We start from the raw sequence: 25,194 nt of genomic DNA, 5'->3' as shown, positions 1-25,194 counted from the left end.
GGCGTGGCCGAACCCCGGGTGGGCCCGGTCAGTGGTCGGCCGGGCCGCCGGGCGGCAGGTGGTACGCGCCGATCTGCCGGGCCGTGACGAAGCTGGCCCAGGCCACCGCCTCGACCAGTGCCCGGTCCTCCGGGTGGTGACGGCGGAACTCGGTCACCACCTCCTCGTCCACCTGGTACGAGGCCAGCGCGGTCAGCAGGGTCAGCCGGCCGGCCGCCCGGTCCGGCTCCGGCAGCCCGTCGACCAGGTCCTCGCACCACTGCCGGCTCAGCCCGGTCTCCTCGCCCCGCCAGCCGCGCAGCCGCTCCAGCACCAGCGCACGCACCACCGGCGACAGCGACCGCCCGCCGGCCGCCCCCAGCGCCGCGTACGACCGGGCCGCCGCCTCGGCGACCGCCTCGTTGCCGGCCGCCCACGCCGCGTCGTCGGGCAGGTCGGCGGCCGGCAGCAGGGAGACCGACCGACCGGGCTCGTACGATTCGCGCAGCGTGCGGCCGAGCAGCCGGCCGATGCCGTGCTTGACCCGCCGCCGGGCGGCCGGGGTCAGCCGGGGCGGCACCAGGAAGCTGGAGAGGAAGACGTTCACCATCCGGGTCAGGTAGTGGAAGCCCACCACCACGCCCACCAGCTCGGCGCGTTCCGCCCCGGTGAGCGGCAGCTCCACGGCGGTGTCCGGCAGGTGCGCGTTGCGGGCCCAGGTGGCCAGCCGGCGGATCCGGGGGTCGGCGACGTTCTCCACCCGGTCGGCGACGATCGCCTCCGCGTCGTCGGCGTCGGCGTCGGCGTACATGCCGGCGCTGTGCATGTCGACGCAGTACGGGCAGATGGTGCTCACCGACACGGCGGCGGCGACCGCCTCCTTGGCCATCCGGTCGACCACGCCGCCGGTCATCAGCGGCTCCCGCATCAGCATCCAGTACGCGGCGAGCGTGTCCGGGGCGGGTGAGTGCAGCAGCAACGGTGGCGTGACCAGCCGCTGCTCCTCGGCGGCCTGGGCGTAGACGGCGGCGACGACGCCGCCGGCCTCCGCCGGTGGCACCGGCGTGACGTACTTGACCTGGCGCTGGACGACCGACGACACGACTCGGCTGGCGAGCACGTCCGCCTCCCTGGTTGGTGTGGTTCCCGGTCCCGGGCGGACGCGTCACGCCCGGACGCCCGGCGGCGCGACGCCGACCGGAGCCCGTCGTCACGCTCCGTCGAGGTGCCGTCGGGGTGACTGCTGCCAGCATTCCCCCCGCCACGGACCGGGGCGAACTTCGAGGTTGCGCACCTCCCCGGCCGGTCGCCGGCCCGCGCGGCAGTGGCGTCGGGCACCCCCGAAGGGGGCATTCGCGGAGAAGATCGGCCACCGACGCCCGTCGATAATCACCGAGGGACACGGCATGGAGGAGGCGGAGCGCATGACCGTTCTGGTGACCGGTGGCACCGGGTTCGTCGGATCGCACACGGTGGCCGCGTTGCGGCGCGACGGCCGGCCGGTGCGGCTGCTCGTCCGCGACCCCGCCCGGGTACGCCCGGCGCTCGCGCCGCTGGGCGTCGACCCGGACGACGTGGAGGTCGTCGTCGGTGACGTCACCGACCCGGCGGCCGTCGCCGCGGCGGTGCGCGGGTGCGCCGCGGCGCTGCACGCCGCGTCGGTGTACAGCTTCGATCCGCGCCGGCACGCCCGGATGCGGGCGGTGAACGTCCGGGGCACCGAGGTGGTGCTCGCCGCCGCGCGGGCGGCGGGCGTCGACCCGATCGGGTACGTCTCGACCTTCGGCGCGCTGCTGCCGGCCGACCACGATCCGGTCACCCCGGACTCACCGGTCGGCCGACCCCGGGAGACCTACCTGGCCACCAAGGCCGAGGCGGAGCTGGTGGCCCGCCGGCACCAGGCCGAGGGCGCGCCGGTGGTGATCACCTACCCGGTGGCCACCCTCGGCCCGCACGACCCGCACCTGGGCGACCAGTCGGCGCGGCTGCGCAACCTGCTGCGCGGGCTGATGCCGATCTGGCCGACCGGCGGGTTCCCGGTCGGCGACGTCCGCGACGTGGCCCGACTGCACGTCGCCGTGCTGCGTCCCGGCCAGGGCGGCGGCCGGTTTCTGGGGCCCGGCCGGTTCGTCGACACCGGCGAGTACGTCCGCACGGTGCGCCGGGTGACCGGCCGACGGTTGCCCTCGGTGCGCCTGCCGGCCGTCTCGATGCTGCCCGTCGGCCGACTGGCCGACCTGGCCCAGCGGGCGCTGCCGGTGGACCTGCCCGCCCAGTACGGCGCGATCTACACCTGCCGGGTGGCCCGTGGGGTCGACACCGCCGCCACCGACCGGCTGCTCGGCGCGCCCGGCCGACCGTTCGAGCTGACCGTGGCGGACACCGTGCGCTGGCTGGTCGAGGCGGGGCACCTCAGCCCGCGGCAGGCGGGACGGGCGGTCGGTCCGCCGGCGTGACCGCCCGCCCGTCCGGCCCGCCGACCCCGGTCCGCCCGTCGGGCCGGGCCGGCGGGGCGACCGGGCACCCCGACCCCGCCGGGGCGGCGGCGCGGTCGTCCGCCCCGGCCGCCGGACCGACCGGGCACCGCGCCCCCGCCGGCGCGTCGACGGCGGCGGGGTAGACGCCGAGTCCGGCGTGCACGTCGTGCCCGGCCCGCACGCCGTGCCGACCCCGGGCGTCGTGCCCCTCTTGGGCGTCGTAGCCGTCCCGGGCGTCGTGCCCGGCCTCGACCCCGTGCCCGGCCCGGGCGTCCTGCCAGGCCCGGGCGCCGATCCGGCGGGCGGCGGCCAGGCTGGCCCAGGCGACCAACGCGACCAGGTCCGCGTCGTCGAGTCCACCGGCCCGGACGTCGGCGATCAGCGTGTCGTCGACCTGGTACGACGCCAGCGCGGCGAGCAGCGCCAGCCGGGCCGCCGGGCGGTCGGCCTCGGGCAGCACGGCGACCAGCGGCTGCGTCCAGGACCGGCTCAGCCCGGTCGGCTGCCCGTCCCACCGGTCCAGTTCCGCCTCGACCACGGCCCGGACCGGCGCGTCGAGCGCCCGCGCCCCGGCCCGGTCGATCGCGGCGTACGCCCTGGCGAAGGCGTCCGCCAGGGGTTCGTCGCCCTGCGCCCAGTCCAGGTCGGCGGGGCGGGCGGCGGCCGGCAGCCGGTGCGCGGCGGCGCCGGGCGGGTGGACCAGGGCGACGGTGCGCCGGACCGTGGCCCGCAGCAGCTTCAGCAACCAGGCCCGGACGGTGGGCGGCGCGAACGCCGGCAGCGGGGAGTCGGTGAGGAAGACGTTCACCATGCGGTTGATGTAGTGGAAGGTGACCACCACGCCGACGATCTCCGGGGCGTGCGCCGGCGGGAACGGCCTGTCGTCGGCGGCGTCCCGCAGGTGTGCCCGGCCGGCCCAGCGGGTCAGGTCGCGCACCACCGGGTCGGTCACCTCGTCCGCTCGTCCTCCGGTGACCGCCGCCGCCTCCGCCGCGCCGGCCAGGGCGCGCAACGCCGAGCCGTGCACCTCGACGCAGTACGGGCAGGTGTTCGACCGGGAGACCGCCGCCGCGACCGCCTCCTTGGCGGCCCGGTCGACCCGGCCGCCGGCCACCAGCGACTCCCGCAGCATGGCCCAGCAGGCGGCCAGCGCGGTCGGCTCCGGCGAGTGCAGGACGACCGGCGGGGCCAGCACGCCGAACTCCTGCTCGACCTGCCGGTAGAGGTCGGCCAGCGGCCCCCGGGCCGCGCCCGGGCGCACCGGGGTGACGTGGCGGACGTCGACCAGCGACCGGCGCACCGCCGTTCTGAGCAACCAGGATCGCACGCTGCACTCCCTCGTGTCGGGCCGACGCGGACCGATCCACCAATTATTCGACAACGGTCGATCGATAACGTCGAAGTCCCTAGAATGACCCAATGCAAAGCCGTCTGAGTTCGGTACCGGCCTGTTCGATCGCCCGCGCCCTCGACGTCGTGGGCGAGCGGTGGAGCCTGCTCATCGTGCGGGACGCGCTGCTGGGCGTGACCCGCTTCGACGGTTTCCTGCGCAGCCTCGGCATCTCCCGCAACATCCTCGCCGACCGGCTGAACACCCTGGTCACCGCCGGGGTGCTCGACCGCGTGCCGTACCACGACCGGCCGGTGCGACACGAGTACCGGCTCACCGACCGGGGTCACGAGCTGACGCCGGTGGTGCTGGCCCTGATGCAGTGGGGCGACCGGCACCTCGCCGGCCCGGGCGGGCCACCCCGCCTCGCCGAACACGAGAGCTGTGGTGGCCCCGTCCGGGCGGTGGTGAGCTGCGTGGACTGCGGCCGCCCCCTGGAGGACGACGAGGTGACCACCCGGTTCTCCCCCCGCTTCCTCACCCACCAGCGGCAGCGGCCGGCGGAGCCGGGGGCCGACCCCGTCCCGCTGGCCGGGCCGGACGGGGACGCCGACGTCCCCGCCTGACCCGGTCGGTCAGCTCCGGGCGGAGCCGGTGACCAGCGGCAGCACGCCCCGCCGGCCGGCGGTGGACCCGTCCGGCGCCGGCGCGCCGTACCGGACGGCGACCCCGCGCTCCTGCGCGGCCCGGACGATCCCCGGCACCGCCCGCTCGGCGAGCGCGGCGATGGTCATCGCCGGGTTCACGGTGAGCGCGCCCGGCACGGCGGAGCCGTCGGTGACGAAGATCCCCGGGTGGTCGCGCAGCTCGTGCCGGTCGTCCAGGGCCGAGGTGGCCGGGTCGTCCCCGATCCGGCAGGAGGCCAGCGGGTGCACCGTGTACGCGCCGACCACCTCGTTGGTCCACGGCATCACCCGGGACAGGCCGTCCCGCTCCAGGATGTCCTTCACCGCGGCGTCCGACTCCGCCCAGCCACGCCGGGTGTTCGCCGTCGGCCGGTAGCTCAGCGCGCCCCGGCCGAGCATCTGCTGGGACAACCGCATCGAGTTGCCGGTCTCCGGCGGCGGGCCGAACACGCCCTCGTTGTCGTCCTCGCTCATGGTGAAGACGGTCAGCCACGACCGCCACCGGCGGAGGATCTCCTTCTTCTCCTTGCCGAACCAGGTCGGCCCGGTGGCGTCCGGCACCTGGGCGAGGATGGTGCCGAACCCGGGCGGGAAGTAGAGCTGCTCCAGCGAGAAGCGGCTGTACTCCGGCAGCGAGCCGTCCAACCGGTCCCAGGTGGCCACGCACGGACCCTTGCCGATCTGGTACGCCTCGTACGGCACCCCGTCCGGGCGGGACAGGCCGAGCACGTCGCGGACCTTCTCCTCGTCGATGATCGCGGTGTTGAGCCGCTCGCCGTTGCCGGAGAAGTAGCGGCCGACCGCGTGCGGCATCGTGCCGAGGTGCGGCTCGGAGCGTTGCAGGATCACCGGCGTCGCGCCCGCCCCGGCGGCCATCACCACGATCTTGGCGTCGATCGTGCCGCTGGACACGTGCACCCGGTAGTCGACCTCGTCGACGATGCTGTAGTGCACCCGGTAGCCGCCGTCGTCGGTGCGCGTCAGGTGCTGCACCTCGTGCAGCGGGCGGATCTCCGCGCCGTGCGCCACCGCCGCCGGCAGGTAGTTCAGCAGCAGGGACCGCTTCGCGTCGAACCGGCAGCCGGACATCATCCAGTTGCAGTTGGTGCACTTGGCGTGGTCGATCGCCACCGGCACCGGGTTGGCCGTGAGCCCGGCGTGGGCGCAGGCCGCGCCGAAGAGCCCGCCGGCGAACGGCACGTCGTCCCAGGTCTGCTGGCTGATCGGCAGCGCCTCCGCGACCCGGTCGTACCACGGGTCCAGGCTGTCGCGGTCGATCGCCGTCGGCCACATCCGCCGGCCGATGGAGCCCTGCCGGTCGAAGACGAAGCGGGGCGCGCGCGGCATGGCGGCGAAGTAGACGACGCTGCCGCCGCCGACGCAGTTGCCGCTGAGCACGCTCATGCCGTCGCCGACGACGAAGTCGAACGCCCGGGTGGTGGACGAGCCGAACTTGAAGTCCTGGTCGAACTCGGGGCCCTCGAGCCAGGGCCCGCGCTCCAGGACCACCACCCTGGCCCCGCCGGCCGCCAGGTGGTACGCGGTGATGGCGCCGCCGAAGCCGCTGCCGATGACGAGGACGTCGGTGCTCTCGGTACGGGTCATGCCGGGCTCCCGGAGGGGGTCGTGTCGGGGTGCGGGCGGGCCAGCACCCGGCCGTACGAGTAGGACGGGAAACGCCACAGCCCGTCGGAGTCCGGGCCGTAGTAGCCCAGGGTGGTCATGCCGGGGTGACCTGCGGCGAGCGCGTCGGTGGTGTGCAGGTGGGCGGCGGCGTCGAAGGCGATGGTGCTGAACATCGCCACGCTCACCCAGGCCTCCCGTTCGGGGTGGTCGGCCGCGACCAGTTCCCGCACCAGCGCCACCCGGTGGTCGTAGTCGAGGGCCACGAACGGCGGCACGTCGTCGTCGAGCGACAGCGAGCTCTCCTCGGCGTAGCGCTCGGCGTGCTCGTTGAGCCCGTCGGCCAGGGCGTCCAGGGCCGGCGCCATGCCACCCTCCTCGGTCCGGAGCACGTCGATCGCGCCGGAGGCGACCGCGCCACCACCGGCCGAGACCCCGGCGACCGCCCGGTCGTCGGGGGCGCGCTTCTCACCGGGGAGGATGGTGTCGGCGAAGGCCTCTAGGGTCATCGTCCGTGCCGGATCGGGACCGGCATCGTGGGATTGCACTGACGTGCCTCCTGTCGTGGGAGCACTGACTGGTCGAAGCTGCGGGACGGCACGGCGGCGGCCGGGCCGTCTCATCGTCTGGCCGACGCCGTAGCGTCGGCATCTTCTCGGTTGCTTGACCGAACCGTGCTGGTGAGAGCGGCACAGCTCAGCATGACGGTCACCGTGCGTTCCGATCACTCCACTGCGGCCTGACCGACCGGCCGATGTGGACGCCGGACCGGGCCCCGCAACATCGAAGAACATGTTCGGCGCGACCGCCGCTAGCGTGGTCTGCGCCAGTCCCTGCCACGGATGGAGATCGCCATGTCGGCAACCGTGGGAGCCCGGGCTCCCGGACTGTTGAAGCGGATCAACGGACAGCACCACCGGTTGGCGCTCCGTCTCTACCTGTTCGTCGTGGTCGCGCACTGGGCCGAGCATCTGGTGCAGGCGTACCAGATCTGGGTGCTCGGGATGGCCCGGCCCGCCTCCCGGGGCGTGCTCGGCCAGTTCTTCCCCTGGCTGGTGACCTCGGAGTGGCTGCACTACGGGTACGCCCTGGTCATGCTGATCGGCCTGTTCCTGCTGCGGCCGGGCTTCGTCGGCCGGGCCCGGACCTGGTGGACCATCTCGCTGGCCATCCAGTTCTGGCACCACATCGAGCACGCCCTGCTGTTCGTCCAGGCCCAACTGGGCGTCACGTTCTTCGGCGCGGCCGTGCCGACCAGCGTCGCGCAACTGTTCTTCGGCCGGGTCGAGCTGCACCTGTTCTACAACTCCGTGGTCTTCGTCCCGATGGTGATCGCGATGTACTTCCACCTGCGGCCGAACGCGACCGAGCAGGCCCGGATGACGTGTTCCTGCGCGCCCGCGGTCACCGCCCGCCGGTCGGTCTCGACGCCTTCGCCCGCCTGACATGCCCCACCTGACCGGCCGTCGGGTCGCCGTCCTGGCCCTGGCTGTCGCCGCCCTCTCCCCCGCCACCGCGGCGGAGGGGGCGGTCGGGGCCGACCTGACCGCCAGCGTCCCGCCGGCCCAGGCCGTGCTGACCGCCGCGCCGCGGGAGGTGACCCTCACCTTCTCCGCCGTCCCGGACGTCGACCGCTCGCACCTGGCGGTGGTGGACGAGCGCGGACGGCGGGTCAGCTCACCCGACGAGCCCACCCTGCGCGGCGCCACCCTGAGCCAGTCCGTCGAGATCGTCGACTCCGGCGTCTTCACGATCGTGTACCACGTGGAGTTCACCGACGGCGCCGAGACCGACGGCTGGCGGCGGTTCAGCGTCGGCACGGGCCGCGTCCCGCCGACCCCCAGTCAGGCGGAACGCGACGCGAACGCCGACCTCGTCACCAGCCACCAGCACGGGGTCGACCCGATCAGCGCGGTGCTGCTGGTGGTCAACGCGCTGGTGATCGCCGGGGTGGTGGTGCTGTTGCGGCTGACCCGCCCGGCGGCGCAGACCGACGCCGCGCAGCCACGACGGCTGTTCCGGATGCCGGAGGGCTGGAGCGACGCGGACCCGCCGGGTCCGGACGGTTCCCCGCGAACCCGTTCCTGACCCTCGCCCGTCTCCCGAGAGGACACTCCCGTGACCCAGCAACCCGCTGTCTACGCCGCCCTGGCCGCGGACGGTGAGCAGGTCGACCGGCTGGTCGCCGACCTCGCCCCGGCCGACTGGGCCCGTCCCACGCCGGCTCCCGGCTGGACGGTCGCCCACCAGGTCGCCCACCTCGCCGCGACCTTCCGGATGGCCGCGCTGGCCGTCGCCCAGCCGGACGCGTTCACCGCGATGACCGCGCGACTGGGCCCGGACTTCGACGCCAACGTGGCGCACGCGATGGCCGGCTACCTGGCGGAGCCGCCGGAGGTGCTGCTGCGCCGGTGGCGGGAGGAGCGGGCCGGGGCCGACCGGGCGCTGGCGTCGGTGGAGCCCCAGCACGTCGTGCCGTGGCTGGTCCGGCCGCTGCCCGCCGCGGTGCTGGCCGCCGCCGGGATGATGGAGCTGTTCGGGCACGGTCAGGACATCGCCGACGCCCTCGGGGCGCGCCCGGAGCGCACCGACCGGGTCCAGCACCTGGTCGGTTTCGCCGTCCGCACCTGGAACTTCGGTTACCAGGCCCGGGGGCTCGCCACCCCGGATGTGGAGTTCCGCTTCGAGTTGACCGGGCCCTCGGGCGCGGTGTGGACGTTCGGTCCGGAGGACTCCAGCGAGCGGGTGAGCGGGCCGGCGGTCGACTTCTGCCTGCTGGTCACCCGTCGTCGGCACCGCGACGACCTCGCCCTGACCGCTACCGGCGCGGAGGCGGACCGGTGGCTCGACATCGCACAGGCGTACCGGGGGCCGGCCGGGCCCGGCCGCTCCCCCGGCCAGTTCTCCGCGCTGGCCCGCTGACCGGCACGGAAACCGACGCCGCGAGCTGCCCGACGCCCGGCGGGCCTGGTCCCGCCGGGCGTCGCCGGCCCACCGGCCGGACCCGGACCGGTCGGTCGCCGGTCCTGGTCGGACCGCGCCGACCCGGGGCTACCTGACGACGGGCGACCGGTCGCCGGTAGCCTTGCGCCGCATCGTGCCGTGGACGCCCGCGGGCACGACGCTCGCGATCGTACGGAGGGTGGCGCATGTCCCACGGCGAGGAGTCGTTCGCACTACGCGACGGCACGACGTCGCGGCCGAGCTTCGAGCTCGCGCTGCGCGGCTACGACAAACGACAGGTGGACCGGTACGTCGAGCAGGTCGACGCGGAGCTGGCCACGCTGACGGCGGCCCGGGACCACGCCTCCCGCCAGCTCCACACGCTTGCCGGCCAGCTCCAACAGCTCCAGACCGAGCTGGTCGAGCTGCGCCAACGGCCGGCCCAGGTGGACCGGGCGTCGTTCCGTGACCTCGGTCCGATGGTGGACCAGATCCTCGCGTTGGCCGAGAAGCAGGCCGAGGCGATCACCGAGGCCACCGCGCAGCGGGCCGCCGCCCTGGAGGCCGAGGCGGAGCAGGCGCTCACCGACGCCCGGGAGCAGGCCGCCGGGCAGTTGCGTCAGCTCGAACAGGAGCTGGCCGAGCGCCGGGCCGCCCAGGAGAAGGCCCACGAGGAGCTGCACGCCGCCGCGCAGACCGAGCTCGCCGAGATCCGGGAGGCCGCCCAGCGGGCGCGCGCCGAGGGTGAGGCCGCGTACGAACGCGCCCAGCAGGAGGCGCAGCGGATCAACGAGCACACCGCGCAGCAGGTCGAGCGGACCAGGGCCGAGGCCGAGGCGCTGCTGGAGGCGGCCCGGGCGCAGATCCAGCAGGAGGTGCACGCCGCCCGGACGCAGACCCAGCAGGAGCTGGGCCAGTGGCAGGCCACCGTGGAACGGGAGATCGAGGAGCGGCGCGCCGCCGCCGAGCAGGAGCTCACCGAGCACCGTACGGCGGTCGAGCAGGAGCTCACCCGGCAGCGCAGCGCGGCCGAGCAGAAGATCGGCACGCTCGTCGCCGAGGCCCAGCAGTACTCGGCGAAGCTGCGTCAGCACGCCGACGAGCAGACCGCCGCGCATCAGCAGCAGCTCACCGTCGTCCAGCAGGAGATCCGGGACCGGCGGCAGGCCGTGGCGCAACTCCAGAGCGAGTTGGACGCCGCCCAGCAGCACCTGGGCCAGGCCCGGCAGGAGGCCGCGACGGTGGAGCGCGAGGTCACGCAGCTCCAGCAGCGGCTCGCCGAGACGCGCCAGGAGCTCACCAGCGAGTCGACCCGGTTGGACGAGGTACGGCGGGCGGCGGAGTCCGCCGAGCGGCACGCCAAGGACGTCCGGGCCCGGGTCCAGCGGGAGGCGAAGCGGGTGGCCGACCTGGCCGCCGCCGCGGTGATGGCGGCCGCCGCGGGCGGCACGCCGACCAGCGAGTACCCGCAGGTGGCCCCCAGGACGGCCGCCGCGCCGCCGGCGGCCGAGACCACCGACCCGGCCGGCGGGAAGGTGCCCGCGTCCGCCTGACCGTGGCCGGTCGGGCCGCGCCGCCGGCCCACCCGTCGCGCCCCGCCGACCCGGGTGGGCGGGGCGCGACGGTGGAACGTCTCCGGTGATCGGCTTCGACCGGCCGCGGGGTGGGTAACCGGGTGGGCATGGCCTCTCTGCGGACGTCGCCGCCTCCTCCCGAGGCGACGCTGGTGACCCGGTGGACGCTGTCCAGCCCGGTCGAGCTGCGCGCCTTCCGGGCGGCGCTGCACGAGGCGGTGACCGGCAACCATCTGGTCGCCGGTGAACGGCTGGACGAGGTGCCGGAGCTGGTGGTGCTGGTCGCCACCGAACTGGCGACCAACGCGCTGCGGCACGGGCTGCCGCCGACCATCGTGTCGTTGCTGGCCAACGACGACTGTTTCGTGCTCGACGTGGCCGACCACGATCTGGCCCGGGCGCCGGAGCTGCCCGACGCCCAGCCGTTCGAATCCGGGGGCCGTGGGCTGCAGCTCGCCCGCGCCCTGTCGCTGGACGTGGGCTGGTACGCCACCGAGGACGCGAAACACATTTGGGCTTCTTTCGATCGCTGACGGAATAATCGCCAGCCGCAGGACATTGACGGACGAACCGCCCAGGATTTACGGACGTAAACGGTCAACGACGCCATCCGGACATCTACGCTGACCGCCGTCTTTTGCGGCGCGCCTGGGTCAGATCACATATTCCATCCGGCGCAACCCTGGTCAGACGGCAATTGCATGAACGGAATGGGAATCCCACGGAAATGTGTTTGCATCAATAATTCTGTCCAATGAGGATCGGACCAGGCACCGATCGAAGGGCAGATCAGATGGCATTGGGCACCCATCAGATAGCGACCGCCGGGTCGGCCGGGGTGAGCGGCGTCACACCGACGCGGGACCGGCGTCGTCGGGCCGGCGTCGACCACGACCAGTGGCACGCCACCCTGGCCGTCGACCCGGCCGACCCGTACCTCTTCGACCATCCGCTGGACCACGTGCCCGGCATGGCCCTCGTCTGCGGCCTGTTCGGGCTGCTGCGGTCGGCCGCCGCGGACGGCGCGCCGGGCCTGCGGCCCGACGGCCGGCGTACCCGCGTCACCCTGCGGTTCCCGGGCTTCTCCGAGCTGGACCGGCCGGTGGAGCTGGCGGTCGACGTGCCGACCGCCTCCGGGGCGGACCCGGTCGAGGTCACGTTGCGGGCCAGCCAGGGCGAGACGACGGTGAGCGCCGGCTCCTACGCGCTCAGCCCCGACGCCCCCCGGGCCCGACCCGCCGCCGGACGCCGGGTCACCGCCGACACCGGCCCGGCCGACCCGGCCCTGGTCCACCGCCGGCGGCCGGAGAACGTCCTGATCTCGGCGGCGACGCCCGACGGCGACAGCCTCACCGCCGCGATCCGGCAGCCACCGGCCGGCCATCCGCTGGCCGACCCGGCGGCCCGGCTGGAGCTGATCGTCGACGCCGGCCGGCAGTTCGCCACCATGCTGCACCACCTGGCCCGCCAGGCCCGCCCCGGGGACACCTTCGTCCTGCTCGACCTCACCGCCGACCTGCCCGGCGACCTCACCGGCGACCTCGGCCTGCGGTGGACACCCACCCCGCCCCGCCGGGGCCCCCAGCGCACGACGCTGGAACTGCTGACCGACGGCGCGCCCACCGGCCGGCTGGAGTTCCGCTACCACGTCGCGTCCCCCGCCGTCTACCAGCGGCTCCGGCAGCCCTCCGGCCCCGCCGTCGAGCAGGGCGGCGCGCCGGACGCTGGTCGTGGCCTCGTCGGGCGGCCCGCATGAGCCGGCCGGGCGTCACCCGCGAGCGCAGCGGAATCGACCCGGTCACCGTGCTGACCCGGGTGCTCTTCGTCGTCGCGTTCGCCGCGCTGGTCGTCCGGGGCGTCGGGCACCTGCTGCGGGCCGGCGAGCCCGAACACCTGCTCGCCGCGGCGCTGGCCGCCGGGTACCTGCTCTGGTTGGCCGCCGAGGTCCCGGTGACGTTCCGCCACCCGGCCCAGCCGGTCGCGGAGGTGCGCACCCTGGCCGTCTACGCCTGCTCCCGGCTGGCCCTGGTCATCGTGGCGGTCGCGCCCGACGTGCCCTGGTCGGGCTTCTCCTGGTGGATGGTCCCCGCCGTGGCGCTGTTCGTCGCCGGGATCGTGCTCCGGCTCGTCGCCATCCGCGCCCTCGGCGCCCTGTACACCCACCACGTGCTGCGGCGGGACGAACATCCGATCGTGACCGGCGGCCCGTACCGGCTGGTCCGGCACCCGGCGTACGCGGGGATGCTGCTGGCCAACGTCGGGTTCGTGCTGTTCTTCCTCAACCCGGCGAGCGTCCTGGCGCTGCTGGCCCTGACCGGCGCGCTGGTCTGGCGGATCCGCACCGAGGAACGGGTGCTCTGGGCGGCGCCCGGCTACCCCGAGTTCGCCACCGGGCGGGCCCGACTGGTGCCGGGGGTGTGGTGATGCCGCTGGTCCGGGCCGGTGACCCCCGGCTGACCGACCCGACCCTGGTCGGGCACAAGTTCGCCCGGCAGGAGCAGCTCCGGCTGGCCGGCTTTCCGGTGCCCGGGTTCTGCTGCGTGCCGGTGACGGTCTTCGACACGGTCGCCGCCGCGCCGATGGCGTCCGCGCCCGCCGCGGACGCCGCGCCGGAACACCTGCTGGACTGGGCGAAACGCACCGCCGACGACCTGCGTGCCGCGACGCTGACCCCGGAGGTCGCCGCCGCGCTGGAGCAGGCGGTGACGGAGATCGCCGCCGGGGAGCACCTGCTCGCGGTACGCGCCTGCGTGGTCGCCGACGCCACCGACACCGACGGCACGGGCGAGGACAGCGCCACCGACGCCTTCGCCGGGCTGACCGACTCGTTCCTGTACGTCCCGCCGGCCGAGGTGGCCCGACGGGTCGTCGACTGCTGGGCGTCCGGGCTGAACGCCGAGTCGATCCTGTACCGCGCCCGGCGGGGGCTGCCGCCCTCCTCGGCCCGGGTGGCGGTCGGCGTGCAACGGATGGTGCCCGGGGTCCGGTCGTTCGTGGCGTTCAGCCGGGACCCCCGCACCGGCGCGGACTGCTGCGTGGTCGCCGCCGCCCACGGCATCGGAGAGGGCGTGGTGCAGGAACGCGCCGACGTCGACCACTTCTTCGTCGACAACGCCACCGACACGGTCCGCGTCGAGACCGTGGTGAAGAAGAGCATGATGGTCCCCGCCGCCGACGGCACGGGCCCGGTGGTCCGTCCGGTGCCGACGGAGCTGGCCGACGCCCCGGTGCTCACCGACGACGAGGCCCGCCGGGTCGCCGCGCTGGCCGCCCGGGTGCAGGAGCACTTCGGGCTGCCCCAGGACATCGAGGGGACCTTCACCCCCGACGGGACGATCCACCTGGTGCAGGCCCGCCCGGTGGTGTTCGCCGGCGGGCCGCCCCGGCAGGAGACCGCCCGACCGCGGTCGGCCTACGACGACGTGCCCTGGAGCAACCACAACATCACCGAGAGCTACCCCGGCATCTCGGGCGCCCTGACGTACTCGCAGGCCCGGGAGTTCTACCGGCTGATCTTCCGGGACGTGTACCGGCGGATGGGCGTGCCGGAGCGCCGGCTGCGGGCCAACGACCACCACCTGCGCCGGATGGTCGGGCTGCTGCGCGGCCGGGTCTACTACCGGCTCGACGCCTGGTTCGTCCTGCACCACCAGATCCCCGGTTTCCCGCTGATCCGGCCCTGGTGGGAGGTGTCCATGGGGCTGACCGGCGATTACCGGCCGTCCCGGCCCGAGCTGCGGCGGGCGCTGGTCAGCGTTCCCGGGCTGCTCTGGCGGCTGGCCCGGCTGCCCGGCTCGGCCCGCCGGTTCCTCCGCTGGTGGGACGAGCTGGTCGAGCAGCACCGCGACCTCGACGAGCGCAGCGCCGAGGAGCTGGTCGCCACGTACCGCCGGCTGTGGGCCGAGGTCGGCGTCCGGTGGGGCGTGACGCTCGTCAACACGTTCTTCATGCTGGGCACCGCCACCTTCGCCTCGGCGCTGGTGCGCCGCTGGGTCGACGGGGACGAGCAACGTACCCTCGGCGGCCTGCTGATGGGCGGCCGGGAACACCGCTCGGTGCTCGGCGTCCGGTCGGGCATCGCGCTCGCCGAGCTGATCCGCGCCCGCCCGGAGCTGGCCGCGCGGATCGCCGACTGCCCCGACGGGGCCGCCGACGGGCTGTGGCGGGAACTGGTCGACGGCACGCACGGCGGCGCGCTCGCCGAGGCCGCCCGGGAGCACCTGCGCCGCTACGGCGACCGCGCCCCGCACGACCTCAAGCTGGAGGAGCCGTCCCCCCGTCAGCGCCCCGGCATGATCGTCACCATGCTCCGGCCGCTGGTGCGCGGCGACCTGACCGTCGCCGACAGCCGGGCCCGGGAACGGCAGAGCCGGGCCGAGGCGGAGCGGGAGCTGAGAAGGAACTGCCCGTCGCCGGCCAGGCGGCTGGTCATCCGGACCCTCGCCGCCGGGCTGCGGTTCTTCGTCCGCACCCGGGAGGACACCCGGTACTGCCGCAGCCAGCTCTACGGGCTCACCCGGCACGTGATGTGGCGGCTCGGCGAGCTGCTGACCGAGGCGGGACGGCTGGACGACCGCCTCGACGTGCTCGACCTGACCGTCGACGAGGTGCTCGGCGCGTACGACGGGACGCTCGTCGACACCGACCTGCGCGCGGTGGTCCGCCGCCGCCGGGAGCAGCGGCTGGCCGCCGCCGACGGGCCCGACCCGGGAGTGCGGCCGACCACCCCCCGCAACCGGCCGCTGCCGTCCCTGCTGGCCGGTCCCGCCGGCCCGGTGGCGAGCGCCGGTGACGGGCCGGTGGAGCTGCGCGGCCTGCCGTCCAGCAACGGCGTGGTGGTCGGGCAGGCCCGGGTGGTGCTGGACCCGTCGACGCCGCCGGAGACCTGCCGAGACCGGATCATCGTGGCAAAGGAGACCGACCCCGGATGGTTGATGTTGATGATGGTGGCGCGCGGCATGGTGGTGGAGCGGGGCACGCTGCTCTCACACACCGCGATCACCGGCCGGCTGCTGGGGGTGCCGACGGTGGTGGCCGTGCCGGACGCGACGACCCTGATCGAGGACGGGGCGTGGATCGAGGTGGACGGCGCGACCGGGACGGTACGCGGGGTGCCGGCCCCCGACCCGGCGACGGTCTGATCCACCGCCTCGCCGGCTACGTCGCCGGCAGCTACCCGCCCAAGGCGTACGTGCCCTACGCGGTGACCTGGGCGTTCGGCGGGACGGCGGTGTGCGCCGTGACGGACCGCCGCGTCGACGGCTGGCTGCCGGACGTCGGGGTGCTGGTCAGCGCGGTGACCCTGCTGGTGACCCTGCTGATGATGCGGGCCCTGGACGACATCCGGGACCTGCCGTACGACCGGGAGCACAACCCGCAGCGTCCACTGGCCCGGGGCGTGGTGTCGGTACGTGACCTGGGCGTCCTGATCGCCGCCGGCACGGTGCTGGTGCTGGCGCTCAACGCCTGGCGTCCGTCGGTGCTGGCGGTCCTGGCGGCCGTGCTGGCCTACGCGTTCGCGCTGCTCTGGGCCGACCAGAAGCTGCGCTGGCCGGCCGGGGACGCGCTGCTGCTCGGCTTCGTGGTCAACTTCCCGGTGCAGCTCGCCGTCAACGGATTCCTCTACGCCGGGCTGCTGCACGCCACCGGGCTGGGCCCGTCCTGGTCGGGCGTGGCCGGCATGGTGGTCTCCGCGCTGGCCTTCCTGCACCTGGAGTTCGGCCGCAAGACCACCCGTACGCCCCGGCCGGGCGAACGGACGTACTCGCAGCCGCTGGGCGGGTCGACCGTGGGCGGGCTCGCGGTCGGCGCGGCGCTGGCCTCGGTGGCGCTGCTGCTGGCGGTCACCGCCGGCGATCGGGCCCCGTGGTGGCCGGTCTGGCTGGCGGCGCTGCCGTTGGCGCTGCCCGCCCTCGCCGCGGTCCGGTTCTGGCGGGACGATCAGCCCCGCTGGTCGTACCCGTCGGCGGCGATGTTCCTGCTCGGCACGTTCACGGTCTTCCAGGTGATCAGCCTGGCGCAGGAGGTGGTGGCCGGATGAGTGAGCTGCCGGCGTTCCCGTTCCCGGTCGACGCCTCGACCGAACCCCCGCCGCAGTACGCGGCGATGCGCGCCCAGCCCCGACCGGGCCGGGTACGGCTGCCCGGTGGCCGGGAGGCCCTGGTGCTCACGCGGTACCCGGACGTGCGGCTGGTGCTGGCCGACCGACGGTTCAGCCGGTCGGCGTACACCTCCGGGACGCTCTTCGCGCGCAGCTCCGACTCGCTGCCGTTGATCACGGCCGACCCGCCGGTGCACACCCGCCGTCGCGGCACGGTGGCGCCCGCGTTCACCGCGCACCGGGTGGCCCGGATGCGGTCGATGGTCGAGGAGGTGGCCCGGTCGCAGCTCGCCGAGTTCACCGCCGGGCCGACGCCGGCCGACGTGGTGGGCCGGTTCACCGTGCCGTTCACCCTGCGGGTGATGTGCCGGGTGATGGGCGTGCCGGAGGAGGACATGCCCCGCTTCGGGCCGTGGGTGGACGCGATGATGTCGATCGACAAGTTCCCCGCCGACACGGTGCGCAAGTGTCACCAGGAGATGCACGGCTACTTCGCGGACCTGGTGGACACGGTGCAGGCCGGACTGGACCGGGGTGACGCGCCGACCGGGCTGATCGCCCGGATGCTCAGCCAGGAGCGCGACGACCGGCGGCTGAGCCGCGCCGAGGCGGTGGTCCTGTCGGCCGGGATGCTGATGGCCGGCTACGAGACGACCAGCAACGTGCTGGGGGCGGTGCTGTACGAGATCCTGCGCGACCCGGCGCTGACCGCGCGGGCGCTCGCCGGACCGGCCACCCGGGACCCGCTGATCGAGGAGGTCCTGCGGCACGTCTGCGCCAACGGCAGCGGCGGGGTGCCGCACGTGGCCACCGAGGACGTGCTGCTCTCCGACGGGTCGGTGGTGGCGGCCGGCGAGGTGGTGGTGCCGGTGCCCGACGCGGCCAACCGCGACCCGGACGTCTTCGCCGACCCGGACCGGCTCGACCCGGACCGGGCGGAGAACCCGCACGTCGCCTTCGGGTACGGCGCGCACCACTGCCTCGGGGCGGAGCTGGCCCGGCTGGAGCTGCGGGTCGGTGTCGACGTCCTGCTGACCAGCCTGCCCGGGCTGCGGATCGCCGTGCCGGACACGGCGCTGCGCTGGCGCACCGACATGTACGTGCGGGGGCTGTGGGAGCTGCCGCTGCGCTGGGACGGAGCGGCCGGTGGCTGACTGGTTGACCCCCGACGAGCTGCTGACCACCACCCGGGCGGTGCGCCGCCGGTTGGACCTGACCCGTCCGGTGCCACGCGAGCTGATCGAGGAGTGCCTGCGCGTCGCCCAGCAGGCGCCGTGCGGCTCGGGGCGGCACGTCCTGCACTGGGTGGTGGTCACCGAGCCGCGGACGCGGGCCCGGCTCGGTGAGATCTACCGGGCCGCCTTCGCCGACCAGCACGGCAGCGGCGCGGGCGGGGGCAGCGACAACGGCGGCGGCGCGGACGGCGGCCCGACGGACGGCGTGGCCGGGACGGAGGCCGGTCGGGGCGCCGCGCCGGCCGGCGTCCGGGCCGGCTCGGCGGCGCAGCGGTCGCTGGCCAGCGCGGTGTGGCTGGCCGAGCACCTGGGCCAGGTGCCGGTGCTGCTGCTGGCCTGCGTGGTGACCCCGGAGCCACTGCCGCAGGGCAACCAGGCGGGCCTGTGGGGCTCGGTGCTGCCCGGCGTCTGGTCCTTCATGCTCGCCGCCCGCGCCCGGGGTCTGGGCACCGCGTGGACGACCGCCCACCTGCGACGCGAGGCGGAGGTGGCGCGGCTGCTCGGCATCCCGGCCGGGACGCACCAGGTGGCGCTGGTGCCCACCGCCTTCCACCGGGGCGACACCTTCCGCCCGGCGACCAGGCCGCCACTGGCGGACGTGCTGCACGACCAGCGGTGGTGAGCGCCGCCCGACCCGCCGACCGCCGGGCACGCCGGGTCGGGCGGCGTCGACACCCGGCGTCGGCCCCCGGATAGGGTCATCGCTCATGCGGAGCAAGCAGGAGCTGAGCGCGGACATCCGTCGTGACCGGCGGGCGGCGCTGGTCGTCAACGCCCGGTCGCGGCGGGGCCGGCAGCACTACGAGCGGACCCTGGACCGGCTGCGCGCCGCCGGCTTCGACCTGCTCGGCACCTACCCCGTCGACCGGCCCGGCCAGCTCGAACGGAGCCTGAACGAGGCGGTCGGGCTGGGCCCGGACCTGCTGGTGGCCGGCGGCGGCGACGGCACGTTGAGCGCCGCCGCCCGGCTGCTCGCCCACCGTGACCTGGCGCTCGGCCTGCTGCCGCTGGGCACCACCAACAACTTCGCCCGGACCGTCGGCGTCCCGCTCGACCTGGACGGGGCGGTGGACGTGCTCAGCCGGGGCAAGGTCATCGACGTGGACCTCGGCCTGGCCGGTGACACGCCGTTCGCCAACCACGTCGGCGTGGGGCTCTCCGCCGACATCATGCTCCGTACGCCGCCGGGGCTGAAACGGGTCGTCGGCCGGTCGGCGTACCCGCTCACCGCCCTGGCCCTGCTCACCCGGCACCGTCCGCTGCGCGCCACCGTGCGGGCCGACGGGGTGGAGCACGAGTTCGTCACCCACCAGCTCTTCGTGGCCAACGGCGGTTTCCACGCCGGCCGCCCGATCACCGCCGACACCGACGCCGACGACCGGCTGCTGGTCGCGTACCCGGTGGGTGGGCCGACCCGGCGGGGACTGCTGGTGGACACGGCCCGCAACGTGGCCACCGGGCACCGCCGTACGCTCGGTGAGACGTCGTTCCTCGCGGTCGGCGAGCTGTGGCTGGAGACCGACCGGCCGGCCCCGGTCGAGGTGGACGGCGAGCTGGCCGGGCACACCCCGCTGCGGCTCGGGTTGGCCGCCAACGCGCTGCGGGTGATGGCCCCCGCCGACAGCCCCGACCGCTGACGGCGGCACCACGGGCACGCCGCTTCTGACCGGTGGCTGACCGGCCGCCGGTCCGGTGGGGCGACGCCCGCCGTCGGCGGCCCGGCGGGACCGGTCAGTCCCCGGCGAACGCCAGCGCGCAGATCTCGTCCGCGCCACCCCAGGCGAGGGTCATGCCCGCGCCGCCGTGCCCGTAGGCGTGCACCAGCCGGCCGCCGGGGCGGGCCTCCGCCTCGATCCGTGGCCCGGCGGGCCGGCCCGGCCGTAGGCCGATCCGTTCGCCGAGCAGCGGCGCGAGGGAGAGCTCCGGCACCAGGGCCAGGCAGCGGCGCAGGATCCCGGCCCGGATCTCCGGATCGGGGTCGAGGTCGTCGCGGCCGGGCTCGTAGCTGCCGCCCAGCACCACGTCCCGGCTGCGTGGGTGCACGTACGCGGTGCCCTCGGGGTGCTCCTCGTCGCGTACCGACTCGGTCAGGCCCGGATTGCCGACCAGCACCACCTGGCCCCGGATCGGCAGCACGGTCGGGTCGCCGCAGAGCGCGCCGGCGGCCAGGCCGGCGGCGTTGACCACGACGGGCGCCTCGGCGAAGAGGTCGTCGAGGCGGTCCACCCGGCGGCTCGTCACCTGACCGCCGCCGTCGACGACGCGCTGGCGCAACCAGGCCAGATAGGTGGTCATCTCGGCGAGCGGGGCGACGAAGCGCAGCTCCCGGGCGTACGGCGCGGGCGCGTCGTGGACCGTCACGTCCCCGGCCGCCGCCGTCCACCAGGGCAGCTCGTCGGCGGTCCGCCGCTGGAACATCCGGGTACGGCGCAGCAGCACCCCCGGCACGCCGTCGCCCGCCTGGCGGCGGAACTCCTCGTAGCTGGCCGCCGCCCAGGCCAGCACCCGGGGATCGGCGTCGGTGTGGGTCGGGTACCAGACCGCCGCCGCGACGGTGGAGACGAGCCGCTCCGGCGGGTCGGCGGTGCACACCGTGACCCGGGCGCCCCGCTGCTGCAACCGCACCGCCGCCGTCAACCCGACGACCCCCGCCCCCACCACGATCACATCCACTCCCACCCCACCCACCCTACTTTGTGGACCGCCTCCCCCACGCGTCGATCTAGGCAGACCGCCGTCCGCGGAGATCCACCAACGACGATTTCCCCTAGATCGACGCGGGTGGCAGGGGTGGGAAGCGGATGGTGAGGGGGGTGGCGGCACGGAGGTGGACGGTGGTGGGGCCGGGCGTTGCGGGCGGGAGGGCCAGGGTGACGGCGCGGTCCTCGGGGGCGGTGAGGACGGCCCGGGTCAGGCGGCCGGCCCGCCAGGTGAGGTCGACCAGCACCGGGCCACGGGCGCGCAGTCCGCGTACCGCCCCGTCGGGCCAGGCGGACGGCAGGGCGGGCAGCAGCCGCAACCGGTCCCGGTGGCTCTGCACCAGCAACTCCGCGACGGCGGCGGTCGCGCCGAGGGTGCCGTCGATCTGGAAGGTCGCCGGTGGTTGCAGGTTGAGCAGGTTCGCGGCGGTGTACCGGGTGAGCAGCTCGCGCAGGGCCGCCTCGGCCGCGTCGCCGTCGCCCAGCCGGGCCCAGAGCGCGATCGTCCAGGCGCGGCTCCAGCCGGTGCCGCCGCTGCCGGCGTCCAGCCGGGTCCGCAGGGAGCGGCGGGCCGCCGCCGCCCAGTCGGGGGTGTCGACCGGGTCGATCTCGCTGCCCGGGTAGAGCCCGTAGAGGTGCGACAGGTGCCGGTGACCCGGGTCCACCTCGGTCACCGGGGTGGACCATTCCAGCAGCCGGCCGTCCGGGCCGACGGTCGGCGCGGGCAGCCGGTCCCGGGCGGCGCGGATCCGCAGGACGACCTCGTCGTCGCCGTGGCCGGCCCGGTCGGCGGCGCGCAGGGTGGCCCGGAACAGCTCCCGCACCAGCCAGATGTCCATCGTGGTCATGACGTCGACGGTGACCTCCCGGCCGACCCGGTCCCGGTAAGTGTTCTCCGGCGAGGTGGACGGGCAGGTCACCAGCGTCCCGGCCGGGCCCGGAACGAGGAAGTCCAGGACGAACGCGGTCGCGCCGCGCAGCAGCGGCCAGGCCCGTTCCACCAGGAAAGCGTCGTCGCCGGCGAAGTCGGCGTGCTCGACCAGGTGCCGGGTCAGCCACACCCCGCCCATCGGCCACATCGCCCAGGACGGGTCGTCCCGGCCCTCCCCCACCGGCCAGGTCGTCCGCCACAGGTCGACGTTGTGGTGGGTGGTCCAGCCGGCGCAGTCGTACAGCTCGCGGGCGGTACGCGCGCCGGCGACGGCCAGCTCCCCGACCAGGTCGAGCAGGGGCCGGTGGCACTCGGGCAGGTTGGTGGTCTCCGCCGCCCAGTGGTTCATCTCGACGTTGACGTTGGTGGTCCAGTTGCTGCTCCAGGCGGGTTGGATGGCGTCGCACCAGACGCCCTGGAGGGTGGCCGGCTGGGCGCCCGGCCGGGACGAGGCGATCAGCAGGTACCGGCCGTAGGCGAGCAGCAGCGCCGCCAGACCCGGGTCCGGGTGCCCGGCGCGGAAGCGGGCGAGCCGCCGGTCCGTGGGCAGCGCCGTGACGGCCGGGTCGGTCGGCAGGTCGAGGTGGACCCGGTCGAACAGCGCCCGGTGGTCGGCCTGGTGCCGGGCGGCCAGCCGGGTCGGGCCGAGGGCCGCCGCCGCGTCCAGGGTCGCGACGACCGCGTCGCGCAGCCGCCGTCGGTCGTCGTGCGGCGCCCGGTCCCATCCCTGGTACGCCGTCTCGGCCGCCACCAGCAGGGTCGCCTCCCGGCCGCCGGTGATCCGCAGGCCGTCGCCGTACGCGGTGACCGTGCCGCCGGCGGCGAGCGCCCGGACGGCGTACCCGAAGCAGGTGCCCTCGCCGGGACGGTAGACGACCGGGTCGACGCGGTCGGGGTGCGGTGGGGGGACGTGCGCCGGGGCGCGGCCCCCGACGGCGACGGTCGTCGGGTCGGGCCGGTCGGTCCAGCCCTCGTGGTGCGGGTGGCGCAGGGTGACGGTGACGTCGAGCGGGTCGGCGGCGCGCAGCCGCACCACCAGGACGTCGTCCGGGGCGGCGCAGAACGCCTCGACGACCAGGCCGGAGCCGAGCCGGGTGGTGGCGACGGCACGGGCCAGGTCGAGCTCCCGGTGGCAGCCGTCGACCGTCGGGCCGGGATGGTCGATCAGCAGGTCGCCGAGGGGCTGGTACGCCTGGCTGTTCGGGCCCTGGAGGCGTCGGCTGGCGAGCCCGGCGGCCAGCGGGTCGCCCTCGTCCAGCAGCAGGTGGCGGAGCTCGGCGAGGGTGGCCGGGCCGTCGGTGACGCCGTGGCCGCGGGGGCCGCCGGACCAGAGGGTGTCGACGTTGAGGGCGAAGCGGTGCCGGGCTGGCCCGCCGTGGGCCATCGCGCCGAGCCGGCCGTTGCCCAGCGGCAGGGCGTCCTGCCAGCCGGTCGCCGGCCGGTCGAAGTGGATCCGGGGCCCGGCCGGGTCAGGCATCGGCGCGTTCCCGGACCACCGCCACCTGCCCGGCGGGGAGGGTCAGCCCGGTTTCCGCCACCGCCCCGGTGATCAGGTCGGTTCCGGTGGCCGGCACCCGTTGCGCGCGGTCGGTGTGGTTGAGCAGGAACAGCCAGCTCGCCCCGGGGCCACGGCGGCGGACCGCCTCCACGCCGTCCGGCGCGCCGGGGCAGGCCGGTCGGGCGCCGGCGGCGAGGGCGGCCCCGGTGAGCAGGCTCCGGTGGGTCGTGTCGTCGGGGCGGGTCGAGACGTACCAGGCGACGCCGTCTCCGTACCGGTGGCGGGTGACCGCCGGGCTGCCGGCGAGCGCCCCGGCGGCGTACGCGCGGACCGGTTCCGCCCCGGCCAGGTGGACCGTCTCGGACCAGAGCCGGCCCGTCCCGCCGCCGGTCAGCGGGATCTCGTCGTCGTCGGCGAGCGGGTGGAACTCCTCGACCCGGACGCCGAGGACGTCGCGGAACGCGCCGGGGTACCCGCCGAGACGGATCCGGGCGTGCTCGTCGGCGACTCCGCTGAGGTAGCCGACCACCAGGTGCCCGCCGCCGTGGACGTAGTCGTGGACCCAGCCGGCGGTGGCGTCGGAGGCGAGGTAGAGGGCCGGCAGGACGAGCAGCGCGTACCGGTCCAACGGGTCGCCGGGCAGCACGGGGTCGCAGGTGTAGCCGGCCCGCCACAGGGCCCGGTGCGTGGCGGCGACCTCGTCGTGGTGGCTCAGCCGGTCGGTCGGCAGGCCGCGCTGCTGCAACGCCCAGCCGCTGGCGGCGTCCCAGCCGATCGCGACCGACGCTTCGACGGCGCCGGCGTCGACCTCGGCGATCCGGTCGAGCATCCCGCCCAGCGCGACGGCCTCCCGGAAGACGCGGCTGTCCGGTCCGGCGTGCGGCACCAGGGCGGAGTGGAACAGCTCCGCTCCGCCCCGCGGTGCCCGCCACTGGAAGAACATCGCGCCCCGGGAGCCCCGGGCCACGTGCGCCAGGCTGTGCCGGGCCATCCGGCCGGGCTCGCGGGTGTGCATCCGGCCGGGGGTGTAGATGAGGTTGGGGGCGCTCTCCATCAGCAGCCAGGCGTCCGCGCGCCCGTCGGCGGTCGGTCCGGCCCGGCGCGGCGCGCCGTGGCGGGCCCAGCCCCGGGCCAGGTCGGCGGCGAGCGCGGTCTGCTCCTCGGCGGCCGGGCCGGCGTCGGACGGGTAGTGGTCCACGGCGACCAGGTCGACCTCGGTGGCCCAGCGGCCGTGGTCGACCGGCACCCAGTCGCCGAGGACGTAGTTGGTGGTGACCGGCACCGCCGGGTTCGCCGCCCGCAGCAGGTCCCGCTGCTCGGCGTACGCCGACAGCAGCTCGTCGGACCAGTAGCGGCGGAAGTCGAGGGTCTGGGTGGGGTTGGGCAGGTACTGGGTGGCCCGGGGGGTGCTGACCTGCGCCCAGTCGGAGTAGTGCTGGCTCCAGAAGCTGGTGGTCCAGGCGTCGTTGAGCGCGTCCAGGTCGCCGTGGCGGTCGCGTAGCCAGCGGCGGAAGCCGGCCTCGGCGTACCGGCAGTGGCAGGTGGCGCCGTACTCGTTGTGCACGTGCCACAGCGCGACGGCGGGGTGCCGGGCGTAGCGCTCGGCGAGCACGCCGGTGATCCGGCGGGCGGCGGCCCGGTAGGCGGGCGCGGCGGCGCAGTAGGTGTCCCGGCTGCCGTGGTGCAGCCGGACCCCGTCGGCGGTCACCGGCAGGGCGCCGGGGTGGGCCAGGCTGAACCAGGGCGGCGGGGACGCGGTGGGGGTGGCCAGCGCGACCTGGACGCCGCCGTCGTGCAGCAGGTCGAGCACCTGGTCGAGCCAGTCGAGGGTGTAGCGGCCGGGGGCTGGCTCGAGCCGGGACCAGGCGAACACGCCCACGGTGACCAGGGTGACGCCGGCCTGCCGCATCAGCTCGACGTCCTGCTGCCAGACCTCCGCCGGCCACTGCTCCGGGTTGTAGTCGCCGCCGTAGCAGAGCCGACCGCCGACCAGCATGCCGCCACCCCTCGCTTTTGTTTGGGACGCAGCTAAATTATGACCACCACCCGAGCCTGTCAACGCGTTTCGTCCCGACTGATCGAGTTTTGACGCGTTGACACTTTGTTGGGTATCCAAAGA

General features: G+C 75.3%; 21 protein-coding genes. 14 read left to right on the top strand and 7 right to left on the bottom strand.

Going from position 1 to position 25,194, the window contains the following annotated elements:
• Nucleotides 1–28 precede the first annotated feature (28 nt).
• Nucleotides 29–1,099: a carboxymuconolactone decarboxylase family protein gene (locus tag O7606_RS04655; RefSeq protein ID WP_281597784.1), complete on the bottom strand. Its 1,071-nt coding sequence runs from the start codon at nt 1,097–1,099 to the stop codon at nt 29–31.
• Between the two features lie 304 nt (nt 1,100–1,403).
• Here O7606_RS04655 and O7606_RS04650 point away from each other — a divergent pair, with 304 nt between their 5' ends.
• Nucleotides 1,404–2,435, top strand: coding sequence for an NAD-dependent epimerase/dehydratase family protein (locus tag O7606_RS04650; protein ID WP_281597783.1), 1,032 nt, complete (start codon nt 1,404–1,406; stop codon nt 2,433–2,435).
• On the opposite strand, the gene O7606_RS04645 is transcribed toward O7606_RS04650, so the two are convergent.
• Nucleotides 2,392–3,783, bottom strand: coding sequence for a carboxymuconolactone decarboxylase family protein (locus O7606_RS04645; protein ID WP_281597781.1), 1,392 nt, complete (start codon nt 3,781–3,783; stop codon nt 2,392–2,394). The genes O7606_RS04650 and O7606_RS04645 overlap by 44 nt on opposite strands.
• Before the next feature lie 92 nt (nt 3,784–3,875).
• Here O7606_RS04645 and O7606_RS04640 point away from each other — a divergent pair, with 92 nt between their 5' ends.
• The gene (locus O7606_RS04640; protein ID WP_281597780.1) at nt 3,876–4,412 is read left to right on the top strand and encodes a helix-turn-helix domain-containing protein; all 537 of its coding nucleotides are present in this window, start codon (nt 3,876–3,878) and stop codon (nt 4,410–4,412) included.
• 9 nt (nt 4,413–4,421) lie between these two features.
• Here the strand turns inward: O7606_RS04640 and O7606_RS04635 are convergent, their stop codons facing one another.
• Both O7606_RS04635 and O7606_RS04630 read right to left on the bottom strand, forming a co-directional pair.
• Nucleotides 4,422–6,077 (bottom strand): GMC family oxidoreductase, encoded by a 1,656-nt coding sequence (locus O7606_RS04635; protein ID WP_281597779.1) that lies wholly within the window; start codon nt 6,075–6,077, stop codon nt 4,422–4,424.
• Complete coding sequence (locus O7606_RS04630; RefSeq protein WP_281597778.1) at nt 6,074–6,604, bottom strand: DUF5987 family protein; 531 nt, start codon at nt 6,602–6,604, stop codon at nt 6,074–6,076. The genes O7606_RS04635 and O7606_RS04630 overlap by 4 nt, the downstream gene beginning before the upstream one ends.
• Nucleotides 6,605–6,949: 345 nt before the next feature.
• Between O7606_RS04630 and O7606_RS04625 the strand changes: the two genes are divergently transcribed.
• The 12 genes from O7606_RS04625 (at nt 6,950) to O7606_RS04570 (ending at nt 19,584) form a co-directional block, all read left to right on the top strand.
• Nucleotides 6,950–7,540, top strand: coding sequence for a hypothetical protein (locus O7606_RS04625; protein ID WP_281597776.1), 591 nt, complete (start codon nt 6,950–6,952; stop codon nt 7,538–7,540).
• A gap of 1 nt (nt 7,541) precedes the next feature.
• A complete protein-coding gene (locus O7606_RS04620; protein ID WP_281597775.1) occupies nt 7,542–8,183 on the top strand; it encodes a copper resistance CopC family protein in 642 nt (213 codons plus the stop codon).
• A 30-nt stretch (nt 8,184–8,213) separates the two neighbouring features.
• Nucleotides 8,214–9,017, top strand: a complete 804-nt coding sequence (locus tag O7606_RS04615; protein ID WP_281597774.1) for a TIGR03084 family metal-binding protein — start codon at nt 8,214–8,216, stop codon at nt 9,015–9,017.
• A 227-nt stretch (nt 9,018–9,244) separates the two neighbouring features.
• Nucleotides 9,245–10,591 (top strand): hypothetical protein, encoded by a 1,347-nt coding sequence (locus O7606_RS04610; protein ID WP_281597773.1) that lies wholly within the window; start codon nt 9,245–9,247, stop codon nt 10,589–10,591.
• Nucleotides 10,592–10,719: 128 nt separating this feature from the next.
• Nucleotides 10,720–11,145, top strand: a complete 426-nt coding sequence (locus O7606_RS04605) for an ATP-binding protein (RefSeq protein WP_281597772.1) — start codon at nt 10,720–10,722, stop codon at nt 11,143–11,145.
• Between the two features lie 305 nt (nt 11,146–11,450).
• Entirely contained in the window at nt 11,451–12,368 is a 918-nt protein-coding gene (locus O7606_RS04600) for an AfsA-related hotdog domain-containing protein (RefSeq protein ID WP_281597771.1), read from the top strand.
• A complete protein-coding gene (locus O7606_RS04595; protein WP_281597770.1) occupies nt 12,365–13,036 on the top strand; it encodes an isoprenylcysteine carboxylmethyltransferase family protein in 672 nt (223 codons plus the stop codon). The genes O7606_RS04600 and O7606_RS04595 overlap by 4 nt, the downstream gene beginning before the upstream one ends.
• Nucleotides 13,036–15,753, top strand: coding sequence for a PEP/pyruvate-binding domain-containing protein (locus O7606_RS04590; RefSeq protein WP_281597769.1), 2,718 nt, complete (start codon nt 13,036–13,038; stop codon nt 15,751–15,753). The genes O7606_RS04595 and O7606_RS04590 overlap by 1 nt, the downstream gene beginning before the upstream one ends.
• Nucleotides 15,684–16,652: a hypothetical protein gene (locus tag O7606_RS04585; protein WP_281597768.1), complete on the top strand. Its 969-nt coding sequence runs from the start codon at nt 15,684–15,686 to the stop codon at nt 16,650–16,652. The genes O7606_RS04590 and O7606_RS04585 overlap by 70 nt, the downstream gene beginning before the upstream one ends.
• Nucleotides 16,649–17,866: a cytochrome P450 gene (locus O7606_RS04580; RefSeq protein ID WP_281597767.1), complete on the top strand. Its 1,218-nt coding sequence runs from the start codon at nt 16,649–16,651 to the stop codon at nt 17,864–17,866. The genes O7606_RS04585 and O7606_RS04580 overlap by 4 nt, the downstream gene beginning before the upstream one ends.
• Nucleotides 17,859–18,569, top strand: a complete 711-nt coding sequence (locus tag O7606_RS04575; RefSeq protein ID WP_281597766.1) for a nitroreductase family protein — start codon at nt 17,859–17,861, stop codon at nt 18,567–18,569. Before O7606_RS04580 ends, O7606_RS04575 begins: the two co-directional genes overlap by 8 nt.
• Before the next feature lie 85 nt (nt 18,570–18,654).
• Nucleotides 18,655–19,584 carry a diacylglycerol kinase family protein gene (locus O7606_RS04570; RefSeq protein WP_281597765.1) on the top strand — a complete coding sequence of 310 codons (930 nt, stop codon included), beginning with the start codon at nt 18,655–18,657 and terminating at the stop codon, nt 19,582–19,584.
• Nucleotides 19,585–19,678: 94 nt separating this feature from the next.
• Here the strand turns inward: O7606_RS04570 and O7606_RS04565 are convergent, their stop codons facing one another.
• The 3 genes from O7606_RS04565 to O7606_RS04555 form a co-directional block, all read right to left on the bottom strand.
• Nucleotides 19,679–20,626, bottom strand: a complete 948-nt coding sequence (locus O7606_RS04565; protein WP_281597764.1) for an FAD-dependent oxidoreductase — start codon at nt 20,624–20,626, stop codon at nt 19,679–19,681.
• Nucleotides 20,627–20,714: 88 nt separating this feature from the next.
• Nucleotides 20,715–23,054, bottom strand: a complete 2,340-nt coding sequence (locus O7606_RS04560) for a glycoside hydrolase family 95 protein (protein ID WP_281597763.1) — start codon at nt 23,052–23,054, stop codon at nt 20,715–20,717.
• Nucleotides 23,047–25,071 (bottom strand): beta-galactosidase, encoded by a 2,025-nt coding sequence (locus tag O7606_RS04555; protein WP_281597762.1) that lies wholly within the window; start codon nt 25,069–25,071, stop codon nt 23,047–23,049. Before O7606_RS04555 ends, O7606_RS04560 begins: the two co-directional genes overlap by 8 nt.
• Nucleotides 25,072–25,194: the final 123 nt, after the last annotated feature.

The organism is Micromonospora sp. WMMD882 (genome assembly GCF_027497255.1).
GTDB lineage: Bacteria > Actinomycetota > Actinomycetes > Mycobacteriales > Micromonosporaceae > Micromonospora.
The sequence above is the reverse complement of the archived record's forward strand: the minus strand, read 5'-3'. Positions and strand labels throughout refer to the sequence as shown.

Excerpts from the sequence above, each read along its gene's own strand:
- O7606_RS04650 (WP_281597783.1), top strand. The coding sequence starts at position 1,404 with ATGACCGTTCTGGTGACCGGTGGCACCGGGTTCGTCGGATCGCACACG.
- O7606_RS04640 (WP_281597780.1), top strand. The coding sequence starts at position 3,876 with ATGCAAAGCCGTCTGAGTTCGGTACCGGCCTGTTCGATCGCCCGCGCC.
- O7606_RS04635 (WP_281597779.1), bottom strand. The coding sequence starts at position 6,077 with ATGACCCGTACCGAGAGCACCGACGTCCTCGTCATCGGCAGCGGCTTC.
- O7606_RS04630 (WP_281597778.1), bottom strand. The coding sequence starts at position 6,604 with ATGACCCTAGAGGCCTTCGCCGACACCATCCTCCCCGGTGAGAAGCGC.
- O7606_RS04625 (WP_281597776.1), top strand. The coding sequence starts at position 6,950 with ATGTCGGCAACCGTGGGAGCCCGGGCTCCCGGACTGTTGAAGCGGATC.
- O7606_RS04620 (WP_281597775.1), top strand. The coding sequence starts at position 7,542 with ATGCCCCACCTGACCGGCCGTCGGGTCGCCGTCCTGGCCCTGGCTGTC.
- O7606_RS04610 (WP_281597773.1), top strand. The coding sequence starts at position 9,245 with ATGTCCCACGGCGAGGAGTCGTTCGCACTACGCGACGGCACGACGTCG.
- O7606_RS04605 (WP_281597772.1), top strand. The coding sequence starts at position 10,720 with ATGGCCTCTCTGCGGACGTCGCCGCCTCCTCCCGAGGCGACGCTGGTG.
- O7606_RS04595 (WP_281597770.1), top strand. The coding sequence starts at position 12,365 with ATGAGCCGGCCGGGCGTCACCCGCGAGCGCAGCGGAATCGACCCGGTC.
- O7606_RS04590 (WP_281597769.1), top strand. The coding sequence starts at position 13,036 with ATGCCGCTGGTCCGGGCCGGTGACCCCCGGCTGACCGACCCGACCCTG.
- O7606_RS04580 (WP_281597767.1), top strand. The coding sequence starts at position 16,649 with ATGAGTGAGCTGCCGGCGTTCCCGTTCCCGGTCGACGCCTCGACCGAA.
- O7606_RS04570 (WP_281597765.1), top strand. The coding sequence starts at position 18,655 with ATGCGGAGCAAGCAGGAGCTGAGCGCGGACATCCGTCGTGACCGGCGG.
- O7606_RS04560 (WP_281597763.1), bottom strand. The coding sequence starts at position 23,054 with ATGCCTGACCCGGCCGGGCCCCGGATCCACTTCGACCGGCCGGCGACC.
- O7606_RS04555 (WP_281597762.1), bottom strand. The coding sequence starts at position 25,071 with ATGCTGGTCGGCGGTCGGCTCTGCTACGGCGGCGACTACAACCCGGAG.